Source organism: Nocardioides sp. FY1077 (assembly GCF_058681775.1).
Window position 1 is genome coordinate 400,837 of record NZ_JBZWDB010000003.1, and the last position, 15,598, is coordinate 416,434.

A 15,598-nucleotide genomic window follows, 5' to 3' on the forward strand; every position below is an offset into this window, starting at 1 on the left:
TGACCCGTCCCCGGCCGGTGCTCGGGAAGCTCCGCGACAGCGGGGTGGAGCGTGGTGGAGCGGACACGACCGCAGGTGGAGCGCCGGTGGAGGGCCCGTGGAGGAACCGTGGGGTGCCGGGGCGTGGCGCGCGCCGCCCGACCGGCCGACCGCGGCCCGGCAGCGCGGGACACGGGTTGCCCCGACGTCCTACGGTGAGGGGGCACGACCTGTGCCGTCCGAGCCTCGGCCGGACCACCCGACGACCGGAAGGACCGACGTGGCTGCCCAGCACGCGGGAGGCGCCGACCTCGAGACCCTGGCCCGGGTGGTCGGACGGGTGCGCGACAACGTCGAGCGGGTCATCGAGGGCAAGCCCGACGTCGTCTCCGCCGCGCTCGTCGTGCTGCTGGCCGAGGGCCACCTGCTCATCGAGGACGTGCCCGGCGTCGGCAAGACGATGCTGAGCAAGGCCCTGGCCCGCAGCATCGACTGCAGCGTGCGGCGCATCCAGTTCACGCCCGACCTGCTGCCCTCCGACGTCACGGGCGTCTCGGTGTTCAACCAGGACACCCGCCAGTTCGAGTTCCGCCCCGGCGGCATCTTCGCCAACATCGTGGTGGGCGACGAGATCAACCGCGCCTCGCCCAAGACCCAGTCGGCCCTGCTCGAGGCCATGGAGGAGCGGCAGGTCACCGTCGACAACGCGACCTACCACCTGGAGCCGCCGTTCATGGTGATCGCGACCCAGAACCCCGTCGAGATGGAGGGCACCTACGCCCTCCCGGAGGCGCAGCGCGACCGCTTCATGGCCCGGGTGTCGATGGGCTACCCCGTGCCGTCGGCGGAGATCGCGATGCTCGACTCCCACACCGGTGCCAACCCGCTCGACGACCTCGAGCCGGTCACCGACGCCGCCGAGCTGCGCAAGCTGGCCGGCTCGGTGGCCCAGGTGCACGTCGCGCACGCCGTGCAGCGCTACGCCGTCGCCCTCACCGGCGCCACCCGCACCACCGGCGACCTCACCCTCGGGGCCTCCCCCCGCGCCACCCTCCACCTCGTGCGCGCCGCGAAGGCGTACGCCGCCATGCACGGCCGCGACTACGTCGTCCCCGACGACCTGCAGGTGCTCGCCCGCCCCGTGCTGGCCCACCGCCTGATGCCCAGCGTCGAGGCCGCGATGAGCGGGCGCACCACCGAGGCCGTGCTCGACCGGATCGTGGCCACCGTGCCCGTCCCCGAGCCCGACCGCACCTGAGCCACCGGACGCCGAGCCCCCCATGCGTGAAGCACTCGCCGGCCTGACGGTGCGCGGGCGTGCCTTCCTGGCCGCCGGCGTCACCGCCGTGGTGTGCGCGGTGCTGCTCGGGCAGCCGGCGCTCACCCGGGTCGGGGTGCTGGTGCTGGCACTGCCGCTGGTCACCGCGGTCTACGTCGGGCGCAGCCGCTACCGCCTCGCACTGGTGCGCACGGTGACCCCCCAGCTGGTCACCGCCGGGCAGCCCGCCCGGGTCGACCTCACCCTGACCAACCAGGGCCGCACCCCCAGCGCCGTGCTGCTGCTGGAGGACCAGCTGCCCTACGTGCTCGGCACCCGCCCGCGCTTCGTGCTCCAGGGCATCGGCCAGGGGTGGCGTCGCGAGGTGTCCTACACCGTGCGCAGCGACGTGCGCGGGCGCTACGAGGTGGGCCCGATGACCGTCCGGGTGAGCGACCCCTTCGGCCTCGTCGAGCTGGGCCGCGCCTTCCAGACCACCGTGCCGCTGACGGTGACCCCGCCCACCGTCCCGCTGCCCCCGATCGGCCTGGGCGGGTCGTCGTCGGGCTCGGGCGACAACCGCCCCCGGGCCTTCGCCCACGGCAGCGCCGAGGACGTCACGGTGCGCGAGTACCGCCGAGGTGACGACCTGCGACGCGTGCACTGGCCCAGCTCGGCGCGCACCGGCGAGCTGATGGTGCGCCGCGAGGAGCAGCCGTGGCACTCGCGGGCCACCCTCTTCGTCGACAACCGGCTGCGCAGCCACCGCGGCCAGGGCGTGGCCTCGTCGCTGGAGACCGCCGTGGTCGCGGCCGCCTCGATCGCCGAGCACCTCGGTCGCCGCGGGTTCGCGGTGCGCCTGGTGACCGCCGAGGGCGAGGACGTCGCCGCTCCGTGGCACGTGCGGCAGGCCTCGCTCGACACCGCACCCATCCTCGAGTCGCTCGCGGTGCTGAAGGCGCAGCACGCCCCGCGCCTCGACACGACCTGGCTGCGCGACCAGGGCGGCGGCGGCCTCGTCGTGGCCGTCCTCGGCTCGATGGAGCAGCACGACCTGCCGGTGCTGCGCCGCATCCAGCACGGCGCGGGCTCGGCGCTCGCGCTGTGCCTCGACGTGGACGCCTGGACCGGCGCCGCGCCCAGCGGCGCGGGGGCGCTCGGCCTGGCCCAGCAGGGCTGGCGCACCGCGCCGCTGGGCCCGCGCGACCGCATCGACACCGCCTGGCAGGCCCTGGGCCGCAGCGCCGTGCGCGCCGCCTCCCCCGGACCCGCCCCCACCGACCACCGCGCCGGAGCCACCTCGTGACCCAGACCGCCCCCTCCTCCGCCCCGCCGCGACCGCCCGCCCGACCCGGCCGGCACCTCGGCACCGAGCTCGTCCTGGCGACGACCGCCGCCATGACCACCTGGGTCGCGGTGTTCGCCTGGCGCGGCCTCACCGAGGCACCCGGCGGGTTCCTGCGCCCGCTGCTCGTCGTGGGGCTGCTGGTCGCCGCGGTGGGGGCGTTCGCACGCTGGGGCCGGGTCCCCTTCCCGCTCGTGCTGCTCGCCCAGGCCGTCGTCGGGGGCGTGGCCTCCTCGGTGGCCCTGATCGGCACCCCGCTGCCGATCGGCGTCGGCTGGGCCGAGCTGGTGCGCGCCGTCGAGGCCGCGGTCGGCTCCTCCAACCAGTACCGGGCCCCGGTGCCGGCCGACGTCCCACCCATCGACCCGCTGCTGGTCGGGGGCGGTCTGGCGTGCCTGCTGCTCGTCGACCTGCTGGCGTGCGGCCTGCGCCGCGTGCCGCTGGCCGGGCTGCCGCTGCTCGCGGTCTACGCGGTGCCCGTCGGCCTGGCCGGCACCGAGCTGACGTGGTGGGTGTTCGTGCTGGCCGCGGCCGGCTTCATGACGATGCTGTACCTGCAGGAGGGCGAGCAGGTCACCCGCTGGGGACGCTCGGTCGACGAGCAGGCCCACGACGCCACGACCCCCGTGCGCCCGGCGCCCCCCGGCACCGGCGTCCGCGCCGGCGCCACCCGCACCGGCGCCTGGGTGATCGGCGGGGTGGCCGTCGCGCTGGCGGTCGTCGTCCCCCTGGCGGTGCCGACCCTGCAGGTGAGCGCCTTCGACCTCGGGCGCGGTGACGACGGCGACGACGACATCGAGATCGACAACCCGATGCTCGACCTGCGCCGCGACCTGCGCCGCGAGGCCGACGTCCCGCTGCTGCAGGTCGCCACGAACGACCCCGACCCGTCGTACCTGCGGATCTCGGTGCTGAACCGCTTCACCGGCGACCAGTGGAGCTCGGGCGACCGGGCCATCCCCACCACCAACCTGCCCGACGGCCGGATGCCTGCCCTGGAGGGCGTGCGCGACGACGTCCCGCGCGAGCAGTACGACTACCGCCTCGACGTGGGCGACGACTTCCAGTCGACCTGGCTGCCGACCTACGCCCCGATCCGCGAGATCGCCGCCGAGGGCGACTGGCGCTACGACGAGTCGACGATGGACTTCCTGGCCAGCTCCGACGACCTCGACACCGCGGGCCTCTCCTACGAGATGACCGGGGTGGAGCTCGACCTGAGCGCCGAGGAGCTCGCGGCCGCGCCGTCGGCGGCGGGCATGGTGGCGTCGTCCTACACCGACCTGCCGACCGACATGCCGCCGATCGTGCGCGACCTGGCCACCCGGGTGACCGCCGACCAGCCCACCCGGTTCGCGCAGGCCGTGGCGCTGCAGGAGTGGTTCCGCTCCGAGTTCACCTACGACATCGAGCAGGCCTCGGCCGCCAACGGCGTCGACGCCCTGGAGGAGTTCCTCACCGACGCCCCCGGCGGCAGGGTGGGCTACTGCGAGCAGTTCGCCTCGGCCATGGCCGTGATGGCACGTCAGCTCGGCATCCCCTCCCGCGTCGCGGTGGGCTTCCTGCGACCCGACGAGGTCGCGCCCGCCACCTGGGAGTACAGCGCCTACGACCTGCACGCCTGGCCCGAGCTCTACATCGCGGGCTCCGGCTGGGTGCGCTTCGAGCCGACCCCGCCCGACCGCTCGGGCGACTCCCCCGGCTACACCGCCGACGTCCCCCAGCCGCAGCAGGAGCCGAGCGACGACGCCTCGACCACCCGCGAGCCGGCCGCCACCGTGGCACCGCGTCCCGTGCCGAGCACCGACCCGGTGCTCCCGGAGGGCGCCGAGGCCGACAGCGGCGGCGACGACGAGGCCGGCGGGTTCCCGTGGGCACCCGTCGGTGGCGGCCTCGCCGGTGCGGCGCTGCTCGCGGTGGGCCTCGTGCTCCCCCGTGCGTTGCGCACCCGCCGCCGCGAGGTGCGCCTGGCCGGCGGACCCGAGGGCGTGTGGGAGGAGCTGCGGGCCACCGCGGTCGACCTCGGCCACCCCTGGCCCGACCAGCGCTCGCTGCGCCACACCGGCACGACCCTGGTCGGCTGGTACGGCGACCCCGACGCCGCGCCGCTCGACCGGCCGCGCCGGGGGTCGGGCGTCGCTCCCGAGGCCGCGCTGGCCACCACCCGCGTCGTGGGCTCGCTGGAACGGTTGCGCTACGCGCGGGGCGGCGCCGCTGCGGCGGTGGCCTCCGACGACGCCCTGCGCGCCGACGCCGCCGTCAGCCTGGCCGCGCTCGAGGCGGGCGTGTCACCGCGGGCCCGACGCCGGGCGCACTGGTGGCCGCGCTCGGTGGTCTCGCCCCGCCGTCGTGGCGCCCCTGCGGCCACCGCCACCCCGTCGTCGTTGCTGTCCACCCCGCGGGGCCCGTCAGTCGCCGTGGTCGACGAGGTGCGCTGACCCGGCCGTCGGCCGCCCGTTCAGAGGCGGTCAACGGTGCGGCCGCCAACGGTCGGCCGCACCGGGCACCGGGCACCGGCCCCCGGTTGAGCGACCGGGGGCGCGAGCACCGGTCGGTGAGGTCGGGTGAACGGCCTCGGACCGGCCTGCGCGCGGCGCGGTCAGGAGCGGTGCGGTCAGGAGCTGGAGAGGCGGCTCAGAAGCCGCCGTTCTCCTCGCGGCGGCGGCGCCAGCGCTCCTCGGTGCGCTCCATGAAGGTGCCGGACTTGCGGGGGCGGCGGGTCGAGCGGGCCTTGGAACGGCCACGGCCCGAGCGGCCGCCCTCGATGACGGTGAAGCCGGACGCCGGGTGGGCGCCCCCGCCCTGCACCTCGGCGGCCGCAGCGGCCTGCTGTCCCTTGACGGCGTTGAGCCCGATGGTCGCCGAGGCCAGCATGATGACGAAGCCCACGATCCCGATGGGGTAGACCTGGGTGACCACTCCGGTCATCAGGACCACGATGCCGAGCAGGAACACGACGCCGGCGAGGATGGCGCGGCGGCGCGCGGAGCGGCGCAGCGACGTGCCGCGCAGCGTGGAGGCGAACTTCGGATCCTCTTCCGAGAGGGCGCGCTCCATCTGCTCGAGCAGTCGCAGCTCCTCTTCGGAGAGTGGCACGGGATCCTCCAGGGTCGACCGGTTCGTCGACGGCTCGCGCCGTCATGACAAGTCTAGGCAGGCGATGTGCGTCACGGTAGGCGCGTGCACAAATTGCTGTGCCGGTGAGCGGGGCCGTCCACCACACCGGCCTGCTCACCGTGCCACGCCCGCGCCGGGCGCGGCTCACCCCAGCAGGCTGGCCGGTCGGACCGCGGCCGACCCGAAGCGGCGGGCGGCCCGGTCGACCGCGCGGTCGGCCTCCGACCAGCCGTGCTCGCGCTCCCCCAGCTCGAGCTGGTGGTGCACGCTGCCGCGCGGCACCAGCCCCTCCACGCGCACCCCGACCAGGCGCAGCCGCGACCGCGGCGTGCCGAGGGCGTCGAACAGGCCGGCCGCAGCGCGGTAGACGTCCTGGGTGACGTCGCTGGGCTCGCCCAGCGTGCGCGAGCGGCTGATCGTGGTGAAGTCGGTGAACCGCACGGTGATCGCGACGGTGCGCCCCGCCATCCGGGCAGCACGCATCCGGGTGGTGACGGTGCCGGTGAGCCGGAGCAGCTCGCGCAGCACGACGTCGCGGTCGTCGACGTCGCGGCCGAACGTGTGCTGGGCGCCCATCGACCGCTCGGGGTCGCCCCCGCCGAAGCCGGGCGCCCGGCGGGTGACCACCTCGCGCCGGTCGGTGCCCCACGCCAGCTGGTGGAGGTGGGCGCCGAGGCCGGTGCCGACGGTGCGCTGGAGGGTGTCGAGCGGGGTGTGGGCGACCTGCCCCACGGTGACCAGGCCGTGGCGGTGGAGCATCGCGCGGGTCTTCTCCCCCACGCCGTGCAGCTCACCGACGTCGAGGGGGTGCAGGAACGCGGTGACCTCGTCGGGGGGCACCACGACGACGCCGTCGGGCTTGGCGCGGCGGCTGGCCAGCTTGGCCACCGACAGCGACGCGGCCGCGCCCACCGAGCAGGTGATGCCCTGCTCGTCGTGGATCGTGGCGCGCAGCCGCTCGGCGATCGCCTCGGGCGGGCCGAGCCGGCGCACCGCGCCCCGCACGTCGAGGAACGCCTCGTCGAGCGACATCGCCTCCACCAGCGGTGTCACCCGGCGGAAGTTCTCCATCACCGCCGCCGACACGGTCTGCACGACCGCGAAGTCGGGTCGGATCACCACCGCCTGCGGGCAGAGCCGCTTGGCCCGGGCGGTCGGCATCGCCGAGCGGACGCCGAAGCCGCGGGCGAGGTAGTTGGCCGAGAGCACCACCCCGCGGTGCCCGCCGCCGACGACCACCGGGACGTCCTGGAGGTCGGGGCGGTCGCGCGTGGCCACCGAGGCGTAGAAGGCGTCCATGTCGACGTGGAGGATGGGCGTCGCCACGTCCGGGGCGCCGCTCACCACGACCGCGCCCGTCCTCGGGCGCGGGACCCGCCGACGGCGCCGCTCAGGGCCCCGGGGTCGTCAGTGCGCGAGCAGGTGCAGCTGCGTGGCGAGCGGGAGGTACTCCGGACGTCGTGACACCGCCCGCTCCAGCTCGACCAGCGCGGCCGCGGCGCCCGGCTCGAGGTCGAGCAGCGAGCCGGGGACGAGGTCGGCGAAGACCCGCACGGCGTGCACCGACGACAGCGCGAGCCCCGCGTCGGAGAGCAGGTCGACGATCTCGTCGTGGGTGAAGCGGCGTCCCGAGCGACCGCTGAGCGGCTGGTCGGCGGTGGTGTCGAGGAGGGTGAGGGCCTGGCCGAAGTGCCCGGCCATGGCGCGGGCGACCACCGCCGCGTGGCGCTGGGCCACCAGCAGGCTGAGGGTCGCGCCCGGCCGCATCGCCTCCTGCAGTGCCGCCAGCGCGGCCGCGGGGTCGTCGACCACCTCGAGCACGCCGTGGCACAGCACGACGTCGGCGCTGGCCGCGGCGACCACGTCGGGCAGCGTGGAGAGGTCGCCCTGCTGGCCGGAGACCTCGACCCCGCGCTCGCGCGCCCGGCGTGCGAGCGAGGCGAGCGCGTCGGGGCTGGGGTCGACCACCGAGACGCGGTGGCCGAGCTCGGCGACCCGCACGGCGAGGCCACCGGTGCCGCCGCCGATGTCGAGCACGTCGAGGCCACCGGGGCCGCCGTCGTCGAGGACGCCGCGCAGCGCCTCCCACACCACGGCGGTGCGGGCGGCGCCCCGCCGCTCGCCGGGTCGCTCGGGGGGACGCTCGCCGGGCCGCTCGGTCGGTGCCATGCGGCCCACCCTAGGGGACTCCGGTGGCGCTCCCCGGGCCCCGGTGCCCCGCGCTGGGCGCCCGGTTGCGAGCGCCCGCGCCGCCTCGACCCGGCGGGGGCGGGTGGCGGGGACAGGTGGGGCACGGGTGGGCGACCTCAGCCGGCGCGGGCGATGCGCTCGGCGGGTGCCGCGTGGGGCACCAGCCCGAGCGACTGCTCGACCACGCCGAGGAACCGGTCGGCGTCGCGCACGAGGTCGTCGGCCTCCCGCTCGGTGACCGCGCGGCGCGAGCCGGCCTCGGCCGCCGCCCGCTTCGCGGCCCCGGCGGCGAAGAAGGTGGCCCACTCGGCGAGCTCGGGGGCGACCTCGGTGAGCAGCACCCAGGCGTTCTTCTGCGGGCGCCGCCGCGCCGGGGCGGGCTGGGCCCGCGCCGCGAGCAGCGCGGCGGCGGCCCGCAGCGCGCTGACGTGGGCGCAGGCGTAGCGGGTGGGCACCTCGGTGGAGGTCATCGCCTCCTGCAGCGACTCGGCGGCGCGGGCGAGGTAGGAGTGGGTGGTCGCCGAGAGGGCGTAGGGGTGGGGCTGCGGCGCCGGCACCGACGAGCGACGCGAGGTGGCCATCACCGGCCCCCGCACCTGGCGAGGTCGGCGGACCCGGCGGACCCGGTGGGGTCGGCCGACCCGGTGAGCCGCCAGCCACCGTCGGTGGTGTCGTGCACCAGCTCGAAGACCTCGCGCTCGCGCCCGGCCCCGCAGCCCGCCTCCACCTGCCAGCGGTGCTGCGACCACGGCGCGTCGAGCCAGCGGGCCAGCACCGCCCGCACCTTCCACACCCGCCCGCGCCACAGGAACTGCTCGGGGGCCTCCGCGCCCGCCACCGCTGCGGTGCGCACCTCGATCGGGTCGTCGTCTCGTGTCATGGTCCACCTCGTTCGTCTCGTCGACCCGCACCGACCCCGGGCGCCCCGCCTCCGGGGCGGGTGCCGGCGGGGACGGGGGTCGAGGTCGCCCCCGCCGGCAGTGTTCGAACACGCGTTCGAACACAGGACGAAGGTACACCGCCGCACCGACAGCGCGTCAAGGGCGAGGACGCGCCGCACTCGACCGGGCCGGGCGGGGCCGGTCGGGACCCGGCGTGGTCCCGCCCCGGTGTCGCGGTGGACACTCGGGCATGGACCACCTCGACGTCGCCGGCACCCGCCACACCGTCGCGCGCGCCACGCGCAGCGACCTGCCCGAGATCGTGGCGCTGCTGCGCGACGACCCGCTGGGCGCCACCCGCGAGCTCGACGACCTCGCGCCGTACGAGGCGGCGTTCACCGCCGTCGACGCCGACGACCGGCACCTACTCGTCGTGGTGCGCGAGCCCCGTGGCGCCGCGGTGGCCACCCTGCAGCTCACCCTCCTGCCCGGCCTCGCGCGCGGTGGGGCGACCCGGTTGCAGGTCGAGGGGGTGCGGGTGGCCGCGTCAGCGCGCGACACCGGCCTCGGCGCGGCGCTGCTGGACTGGTCGCACCGCTGGGGCCGCGAGCGGGGAGCCGTGCTGGCCCAGCTGACCACCGACACGAGCCGCACCGGGGCCCACCGGTTCTACGAGCGGCTGGGGTACGCCGCCACGCACCTCGGCCTCAAGCGTCCGCTGGACGACTGAGGCCGCTCAGGCTGTGCACCGGGCGGGCGCGCCCGGCGGGCGGGGCCGGTCGGCGTCAGGCCGGCTGCCGGACGTCGCCGCGCATGAACGCGTTGGTGTCGCGGTGCCACAGCGCGGCGAGAACCCCGGCGTCGACGACCAGGGCGAGGTAGGAGATCGCGACGAACACCGCCGGCGGGTCGATGCGGATGCCGCCGATCGTGGCCACCGCGATCATCACGACGACCGCCGTCAGGCTCAGCCGGGCCCAGTTGTGGGCGTCGCGCAGGAACACCACCAGCACGGCCAGCAGCATGGCCATCACCACGAACAGCACCGCCGCCACCTGGAAGAACTGCGGGATGACGATCGGCTCCTCGGCCTTGAACTGCTCCAGGCTCTGGGTCTGCAGGATCTCCTGGGCCGAGCGGCTGCCCTCGGCCCAGTTGAGGATCAGCTCGTCACGCAGCAGGCCGGTGAGGACGGTGGTCACCCCGCCCACGACCACGAGCAGCGTCAGCAGCGCCACCGCGACCCGCAACGACCTCGGCTGCTGGCGCACCATCTCGTTCCTCCGTCCGTCACGACCCTGATCGCCAGCATCGTCCCAGACGGGCGCCCGACGGGCGTCCGACGGGGTCGCGACCGGGCCACCCGGGGCGCGAGCGCGCCGGGGACTGCCACGTCCGCCGCGCGGGCGCCTAGGGTCGGGGCATGGACCACGAGCACCTGGGCATCACCCGATTCCGCGAGGCGCACCGCGCCCGCGGCGGCCGCGGGGAGGTCGTGGTGCTCCCAGCCGCGGTCCACACCGCCGCCCTGGCCGCCGAGGCGCTGGGCTGCGAGGTGGGGGCGATCGCCAACAGCCTGCTCTTCGACGCCGACGGCGCACCGGTGCTGGTGCTGACCTCGGGCGCCCACCGCGTCGACACGACCGCGGTGTCACGGCGCCTCGGCACGCCCCGGCTGCGCCGGGCCACGCCCGACTTCGTGCGCCGCCACACCGGCCAGGTCATCGGCGGGGTCTCCCCCGTCGGCCACCCCGAGCGCGTCCCGACCCACGTCGACACCTGGCTGAGCCGGCACCCCGTGGTGTGGGCCGCGGCCGGCCACCCGGCGGCGGTGTTCTCCACGACGTACGACGAGCTGGTCGAGATGACCGGCGGGAGCCCGGTGGATGTCGAGGGCCCCTGAGGCCCCCGACCTCGAGCCTGCCCGCCCTGCCGCCGCCGGGCCCGGACCCGTGGTCACCGAGCTGTGGGTGGCCCCGCAGCGTCACGCCCCGATGGAGCCCCGCGACGAGGTCCGGGTCGAGGCGGGGGCGGGCGTCGTCGGCGACCGCTTCCACGGCAGCCGCCACCGCCACGTCACCGTGCAGTCGGCCGAGGCGCTCGCCGAGGCCGCAGCGGCCCTGGGCGCGCCGGTTACGGCAGCGGCGACCCGACGCACCGTGACGGTCAGCCACGGCCGGGTGCCGACCACCCCGGGCGACCGGGTGCGGGTCGGCGAGGTGGAGCTCGAGGTCGTGCGGGTGGCGGCGCCGTGCGCGCTGATGGAGCGCTCGATCGGCCCGGGTGGCGCCGCGGCGCTGCGTCGGCGCGGCGGCTCGGTGCTGCGGGCCCTGACCTCCGGCACGGTGCGGGTGGGCGACGCCGTCACCGGTCTCGAGCCGACGCGGTGAGCGCCGCCCGGCGCCGACCTACCGGGGCCTAGGGTCTGCCCATGGCGCGCGTGGTGGTGGTCGGCGGGGGGTACGGCGGGATGGCCGCGGCCGTGCGGCTTGCCAAGCTCGGCCACCGGGTGAGCCTCCTCGAGCGCTCGACCCACCTCGGCGGCGCCCTCGCCGCGCGCCACCAGGACGGGTTCACCTGGGACGCCGGCCCCACCTCCACCCTGCTGCCGGCCGCCCTGCGCGACCTGTTCCGCAAGTCGGGCCGCCCGCTGGAGCGCGAGCTCGAGCTGGTGCCGCTCGACCTGGTGCGCGAGCACCGCTTCGCCGACCGCTCCCGGCTGCGGCTGCCGGTCGGCCGGGCCCCGCAGGTGCGCGCCTTCGACGAGCTCGGCGACGGCCTCGGCGCGCGCTGGGCCGACTGGACTGCGTCGTTCACCGACGACTGGGAGGTGCTGCGCCGCGGCTACCTCGAGGTGCCCTGGCAGCGCGAGGAGCTGCCCCGCGAGGTGGCGGCGCGCCTGGGCTCGCGCGAGACCCTCCACCGGCGCCTGCGCCGCACCTTCCGCGACGAGCGGCTGCGCGCGGTGGCCGCCCACCCGTTCACCGCCGACGGCCACGACCCGCGCAACGTGCCGGCGTGGGCCGGGCTGGTCTCCTACGTCGAGCAGCGCTTCGGGGCCTGGATCGTGCCGGGCGGCATGCACCAGGTGGGCGCGGCGCTGGCCGCCCGCCTGGCCACCCGCCGGGTGGAGGTCGTGACCGGCACGGCGGTGCGCGACGTCGTGCTGCGCGGCGGGCGGGTGGTGGCGGTGGCCACCGACGCCGGTGAGGCGGACGCCGACGTGGTCGTGCTCGGCGTCGACCCGCGCGGGCTGCCGTCGGTGGCGGGCCTGGTGGAGCGCACGATGCCGGCCATCCCCCCGACCGTGTGCCACCTCGGCCTGGAGGGCGACCTGCCCGACCTGCCCCACGAGGTCGTCCTGCACGGCGACCCGACCCTGGTGGTGCGCACCGGCGGCCAGGCCCCCGACGGCGCCGCGGCCTGGACGCTGCACGGGCGCGGTCGCCTCGCCGAGGACGTCGTCACCGCCCTGGCGCGCGCGCAGGTCGACGTGCGCCGCCAGGTCGTCACCCGCCTCGACCTGACCCCGCGCGAGCTGGTGCAGGAGTGGGGCGGCTCACCGCTGGGCGTGCTGTGGCAGGGCCGCGCCACCGTGCGGCGCCGGCTCGGCCCGGACACCCCGGTGCCGGGCTTGTACGCCGCCGGCGCCCACGCCACGCCCGGAGCGGGCCTGCCGTTCGTGGCGCTGTCAGCCGCGCTCGTGGCGCAGGCCGTCGGGCCGGCCGAGGGCGTGCGCGTCAGAGGTTGACGTCGAGCTTCTCGAAGATCTCCAGCGTGGCCCGCGAGCGGTTCAGCGTGTAGAAGTGCAGCCCCGGCGCGCCGCCCTCGAGCAGCTCCTCGCACAGCTCGGCGGCCGCGGCGATGCCCTCCGCGCGCATCGACACCGGGTCACCGTCGTGGGCGGCGATGCGGGCCACCACCTCCTCGGGCACGTCGGTGCCGATGAGCTCGCCCTGGCGCCGGATCGCGGCCAGGTTGAGGATCGGCATGATGCCCGGCAGGACCGGCAGGTCGACGCCGCGGTCGCGCACGCGGTCGACGAGGCCGAAGTAGTCGGCGGCGCGGAAGAACATCTGGGTCACCGCGAACTCCGCACCCGCCCGCGCCTTGGCGACCAGCACGTCGGCGTCGTGGTCGAGGGAGGCGGCCGTGGGGTGGCCCTCCGGGAACGCCGCCACCCCGACGCGGAAGTCACCGCGCGCGCGGGCCAGCTCGACCAGCTCGGTGGCGTAGGTCAGCCCGCCCTCGGTCGGCGTCCAGTCGGCGCGGGGGCCCTCGGCGGGGTCGCCGCGCAGGGCCATCACGTGGTGCACCCCGGCTGCGGCGTACTCGTCGAGGATGGCCTCGAGCTCGCCGCGGGTGTGACCCACGCAGGTGAGGTGGGCCATCGGGAGCAGCGAGGTCTCCTGGGCGATGCGGCCGGTGATGCGCACGGTGGAGTCGCGGGTGCCGCCGCCGGCGCCGTAGGTGACGGAGACGAACGTGGGGCGGTAGGGCTCGAGCGCGGCGACGGCCTGCCAGAGGTGGTCCTCCCCGGCGGCGTCCTTGGGCGGGAAGAACTCGAAGGAGAACGATCGCTCCCCGCGGGAGATGAGCTCGGCGAGGGAGCGCCCGGGGCCGTCGGTCATGGGTCCCATCGTAGGTTCGGGGGCCTCACGCCCCCGCATCCGTCCACCTCGCGGGGCCGCCCGCGCCACGGCCCGCCCGACGCCCGGCGACCGTCCGCCGCGACGACGCCCTAGGGTCGGGGCATGACGGCCACGCACCCCTGGGACGGCAGCGACTTCCGCGGGCGCGTGCAGGTGGCCCTCGACGCGTTCCTCGACGAGCAGGTGGTGCGGCTCGCGCCCGTCGGCCCCGACGCCACCCGGCTGCTCGACGAGGCCCGGGCCCTGGTCGCCGGCGGCAAGCGGCTGCGGGCGTCGTTCTGCTGGTGGGGGTTCCACGCCGTCGACCCGGCCCCGTCGCCGGAGGCCGAGCGCGCCCTGGTGCGCGCCTGCGCAGCGCTGGAGCTGCTGCACGCCAGCGCGCTGGTGCACGACGACCTGATGGACGCCTCCGACACCCGCCGCGGGCGCCCGGCCACCCACAAGGCGTTCGAGGCGGAGCACCGCGCCGACCGCTGGCGCGGTGACCCCGTGCAGTACGGCGCCGCCGCCGCCGTGCTGCTCGGAGACCTGCTGCTGAGCTGGTCAGACGAGCTGCTGCGCCGCTGCGGGCTGCCCCTGGAGCGGGTGGTGCCGGCCCTCGAGGTGCTCGACCTGTGCCGCTCGGAGGTCATCGCCGGGCAGTTCCTCGACGTGTCCGTGCAGGCCCGCGGCCGCGCCGACGTCGACGCCGCAATGACGGTGCTGCGCTACAAGTCGGCCAAGTACTCCGTCGAGCGACCCCTGCACGTGGGCGCCGCGCTGGCCGGCGCCGACGCGGCCACCCTCGAGGCGCTCACCTCCTACGGCCTGCCGCTGGGCGAGGCGTTCCAGCTGCGCGACGACGTGCTCGGCGTCTTCGGCGACCCCGCCACGACCGGCAAGCCCGCCGGCGACGACCTCGTGGAGGGCAAGCGGACCGTGCTGGTGGCGCTCGCCCTCGACGCCGCGGAGCCGGCCGACGCCGAGCGCCTCGACGCCGCGCTGGGCCGCCCCCTCGACGTCGCCCAGGTCGAGCGGCTGCGCGAGGTCATCGCGAGCTCCGGCGCGCTCGCGCAGCTCGAGGAGGTCATCACCGCCCTGACGAGCCGCGCCACCGCGTCGCTGCGCCGCTCCGGCCTGGCCCCCACCGCACGCGAGGTGCTGGCCGACCTGGCCGCCGCCGCCACCCAGCGCACCGTCTGAGGTCGCGGGTCGCGGGTCGGGCGTCGTCCCGGCCGGCGGTGTCGCGACCGCGTGGGTGCCGCACGCGCGTGGGCGGTCGCGCCGGTGGAGCGCTCAGTCGTCGCGGTCGTCGGTGGGGAGCAGCACCTCGACCAGCGGGTCGCCGTCGTCGCGCCCGCCCACCACGGCCAGCAGCCGGGTGAAGCCGGCGGCGTCGTCGTGGGCGAGGCGGCGCCAGCCCTCCCACACCAGCAGCGTGGGGCCGGGCAGGCCGCGCAGGCAGTCGTGCAGCGCGTCGAGGTTGCGTCCGTACCAGGACGGCAGGTCGAGCGCGGAGCCCATCGCGGCCAGCACGTCGGGCAGGTCGATGAGGCCAGAGCCGTCGAGGTAGGCGAAGCGCCACCCGACGTGCTCGGCGGAGCGGCGCACGTCGGAGAGCTCGGCGGAACCGGTGCGCCGGCGGCGGGCCGGCCACCGGTGCACGCCGGGCGCCGTGCGTCCCGACAGCACGTCCTCGAGGTCGACCTCGGGCAGGTCGCCGGGGACGGCGGGCACGGGCGGCACGGTCACGACCGGATCCGCTCGAAGCTGGAGTAGTGGTCGACGGTCCAGTACTGCTCGCCGTCGTCGCCCACCACGATCCGGCGTGCGCCGCGGTCGTCCTCACCGGGGGTCTCCACCGTGTACTCGGCGTAGTAGCCGGACGGCTGGGCGGGCAGCAGGCCCTTGTTGTTGTAGAAGGTGCGGCCGTCCTCGTCCTCGGGGAACGGCCCGCCGGTGTCGATGAGCGCCAGCGTCTCGACGGCCTCGGGGGGAAGGCGGTCGAGGTCGATCCAGGGCAGCCCGCTGACGGGGTCGGTGGTCTCCGGCTGGGCGGTGGAGGTGCCGGGGTCGCGGCCGGCGAGCAGCCAGATGCCGACCGCGAGCCCGACGACGAGCACCATGGCCATCAGCCCGGTGGGGCGGCGCTTCGGCGCGTCCTCGACGGGCGGCAGACGGTAGACCACGGTGGTGC

The 15,598-nt window shown here is 76.5% G+C and carries 17 protein-coding genes; 8 read left to right on the forward strand and 9 right to left on the reverse strand.

Annotated features, from left to right (window positions below):
- Positions 1 to 259: 259 nt before the first annotated feature.
- From AC4OR8_RS11410 to AC4OR8_RS11420, 3 genes are all read left to right on the forward strand, one after another.
- Positions 260 to 1,237: an AAA family ATPase gene (locus AC4OR8_RS11410; protein ID WP_492165676.1), complete on the forward strand. Its 978-nt coding sequence runs from the start codon at positions 260 to 262 to the stop codon at positions 1,235 to 1,237.
- A gap of 22 nt (positions 1,238 to 1,259) precedes the next feature.
- The gene (locus tag AC4OR8_RS11415; protein ID WP_492165677.1) at positions 1,260 to 2,543 is read left to right on the forward strand and encodes a DUF58 domain-containing protein; all 1,284 of its coding nucleotides are present in this window, start codon (positions 1,260 to 1,262) and stop codon (positions 2,541 to 2,543) included.
- A gap of 92 nt (positions 2,544 to 2,635) precedes the next feature.
- Entirely contained in the window at positions 2,636 to 5,020 is a 2,385-nt protein-coding gene (locus tag AC4OR8_RS11420) for a transglutaminase TgpA family protein (RefSeq protein ID WP_492165678.1), read from the forward strand.
- Between the two features lie 196 nt (positions 5,021 to 5,216).
- Here AC4OR8_RS11420 and AC4OR8_RS11425 read toward each other — a convergent pair whose 3' ends face one another.
- From AC4OR8_RS11425 to AC4OR8_RS11445, 5 genes are all read right to left on the reverse strand, one after another.
- Positions 5,217 to 5,678: an SCO2097 family morphological protein gene (locus AC4OR8_RS11425; RefSeq protein ID WP_492165679.1), complete on the reverse strand. Its 462-nt coding sequence runs from the start codon at positions 5,676 to 5,678 to the stop codon at positions 5,217 to 5,219.
- Positions 5,679 to 5,843: 165 nt separating this feature from the next.
- The gene (gene dinB, locus AC4OR8_RS11430; RefSeq protein WP_492165680.1) at positions 5,844 to 7,043 is read right to left on the reverse strand and encodes a DNA polymerase IV; all 1,200 of its coding nucleotides are present in this window, start codon (positions 7,041 to 7,043) and stop codon (positions 5,844 to 5,846) included.
- Positions 7,044 to 7,106: 63 nt separating this feature from the next.
- The gene (locus AC4OR8_RS11435) at positions 7,107 to 7,868 is read right to left on the reverse strand and encodes a methyltransferase domain-containing protein (protein ID WP_492165681.1); all 762 of its coding nucleotides are present in this window, start codon (positions 7,866 to 7,868) and stop codon (positions 7,107 to 7,109) included.
- A 137-nt stretch (positions 7,869 to 8,005) separates the two neighbouring features.
- The gene (locus AC4OR8_RS11440; RefSeq protein WP_492165682.1) at positions 8,006 to 8,470 is read right to left on the reverse strand and encodes an SAV_6107 family HEPN domain-containing protein; all 465 of its coding nucleotides are present in this window, start codon (positions 8,468 to 8,470) and stop codon (positions 8,006 to 8,008) included.
- A complete protein-coding gene (locus AC4OR8_RS11445) occupies positions 8,470 to 8,769 on the reverse strand; it encodes a DUF6504 family protein (RefSeq protein ID WP_492165683.1) in 300 nt (99 codons plus the stop codon). Before AC4OR8_RS11445 ends, AC4OR8_RS11440 begins: the two co-directional genes overlap by 1 nt.
- A gap of 251 nt (positions 8,770 to 9,020) precedes the next feature.
- On the opposite strand from AC4OR8_RS11445, the gene AC4OR8_RS11450 reads away from it, so the two are divergent.
- Positions 9,021 to 9,500 (forward strand): GNAT family N-acetyltransferase, encoded by a 480-nt coding sequence (locus AC4OR8_RS11450; protein ID WP_492165684.1) that lies wholly within the window; start codon positions 9,021 to 9,023, stop codon positions 9,498 to 9,500.
- Positions 9,501 to 9,555: 55 nt separating this feature from the next.
- On the opposite strand, the gene AC4OR8_RS11455 is transcribed toward AC4OR8_RS11450, so the two are convergent.
- Positions 9,556 to 10,041 (reverse strand): hypothetical protein, encoded by a 486-nt coding sequence (locus AC4OR8_RS11455; RefSeq protein ID WP_492165685.1) that lies wholly within the window; start codon positions 10,039 to 10,041, stop codon positions 9,556 to 9,558.
- A gap of 152 nt (positions 10,042 to 10,193) precedes the next feature.
- Here AC4OR8_RS11455 and AC4OR8_RS11460 point away from each other — a divergent pair, with 152 nt between their 5' ends.
- The 3 genes from AC4OR8_RS11460 to AC4OR8_RS11470 are packed head-to-tail and all read left to right on the forward strand — an operon-like array spanning position 10,194 to position 12,521.
- A complete protein-coding gene (locus AC4OR8_RS11460) occupies positions 10,194 to 10,673 on the forward strand; it encodes a YbaK/EbsC family protein (RefSeq protein ID WP_492165686.1) in 480 nt (159 codons plus the stop codon).
- Positions 10,657 to 11,160: an MOSC domain-containing protein gene (locus AC4OR8_RS11465; protein WP_492165687.1), complete on the forward strand. Its 504-nt coding sequence runs from the start codon at positions 10,657 to 10,659 to the stop codon at positions 11,158 to 11,160. Before AC4OR8_RS11460 ends, AC4OR8_RS11465 begins: the two co-directional genes overlap by 17 nt.
- Positions 11,161 to 11,201: 41 nt before the next feature.
- Entirely contained in the window at positions 11,202 to 12,521 is a 1,320-nt protein-coding gene (locus AC4OR8_RS11470) for a phytoene desaturase family protein (protein WP_492165688.1), read from the forward strand.
- Here AC4OR8_RS11470 and metF read toward each other — a convergent pair.
- A complete protein-coding gene (gene metF / locus AC4OR8_RS11475) occupies positions 12,511 to 13,401 on the reverse strand; it encodes a methylenetetrahydrofolate reductase [NAD(P)H] (protein ID WP_492165689.1) in 891 nt (296 codons plus the stop codon). The two genes, AC4OR8_RS11470 and metF, sit on opposite strands and share 11 nt — an antisense overlap.
- Positions 13,402 to 13,524: 123 nt before the next feature.
- Here metF and AC4OR8_RS11480 point away from each other — a divergent pair, with 123 nt between their 5' ends.
- Complete coding sequence (locus AC4OR8_RS11480) at positions 13,525 to 14,604, forward strand: polyprenyl synthetase family protein (RefSeq protein WP_492165690.1); 1,080 nt, start codon at positions 13,525 to 13,527, stop codon at positions 14,602 to 14,604.
- A 93-nt stretch (positions 14,605 to 14,697) separates the two neighbouring features.
- On the opposite strand, the gene AC4OR8_RS11485 is transcribed toward AC4OR8_RS11480, so the two are convergent.
- Entirely contained in the window at positions 14,698 to 15,153 is a 456-nt protein-coding gene (locus tag AC4OR8_RS11485; protein ID WP_492165691.1) for a barstar family protein, read from the reverse strand.
- The gene (locus tag AC4OR8_RS11490) at positions 15,150 to 15,590 is read right to left on the reverse strand and encodes a guanyl-specific ribonuclease (protein ID WP_492165692.1); all 441 of its coding nucleotides are present in this window, start codon (positions 15,588 to 15,590) and stop codon (positions 15,150 to 15,152) included. Before AC4OR8_RS11490 ends, AC4OR8_RS11485 begins: the two co-directional genes overlap by 4 nt.
- Positions 15,591 to 15,598: the final 8 nt, after the last annotated feature.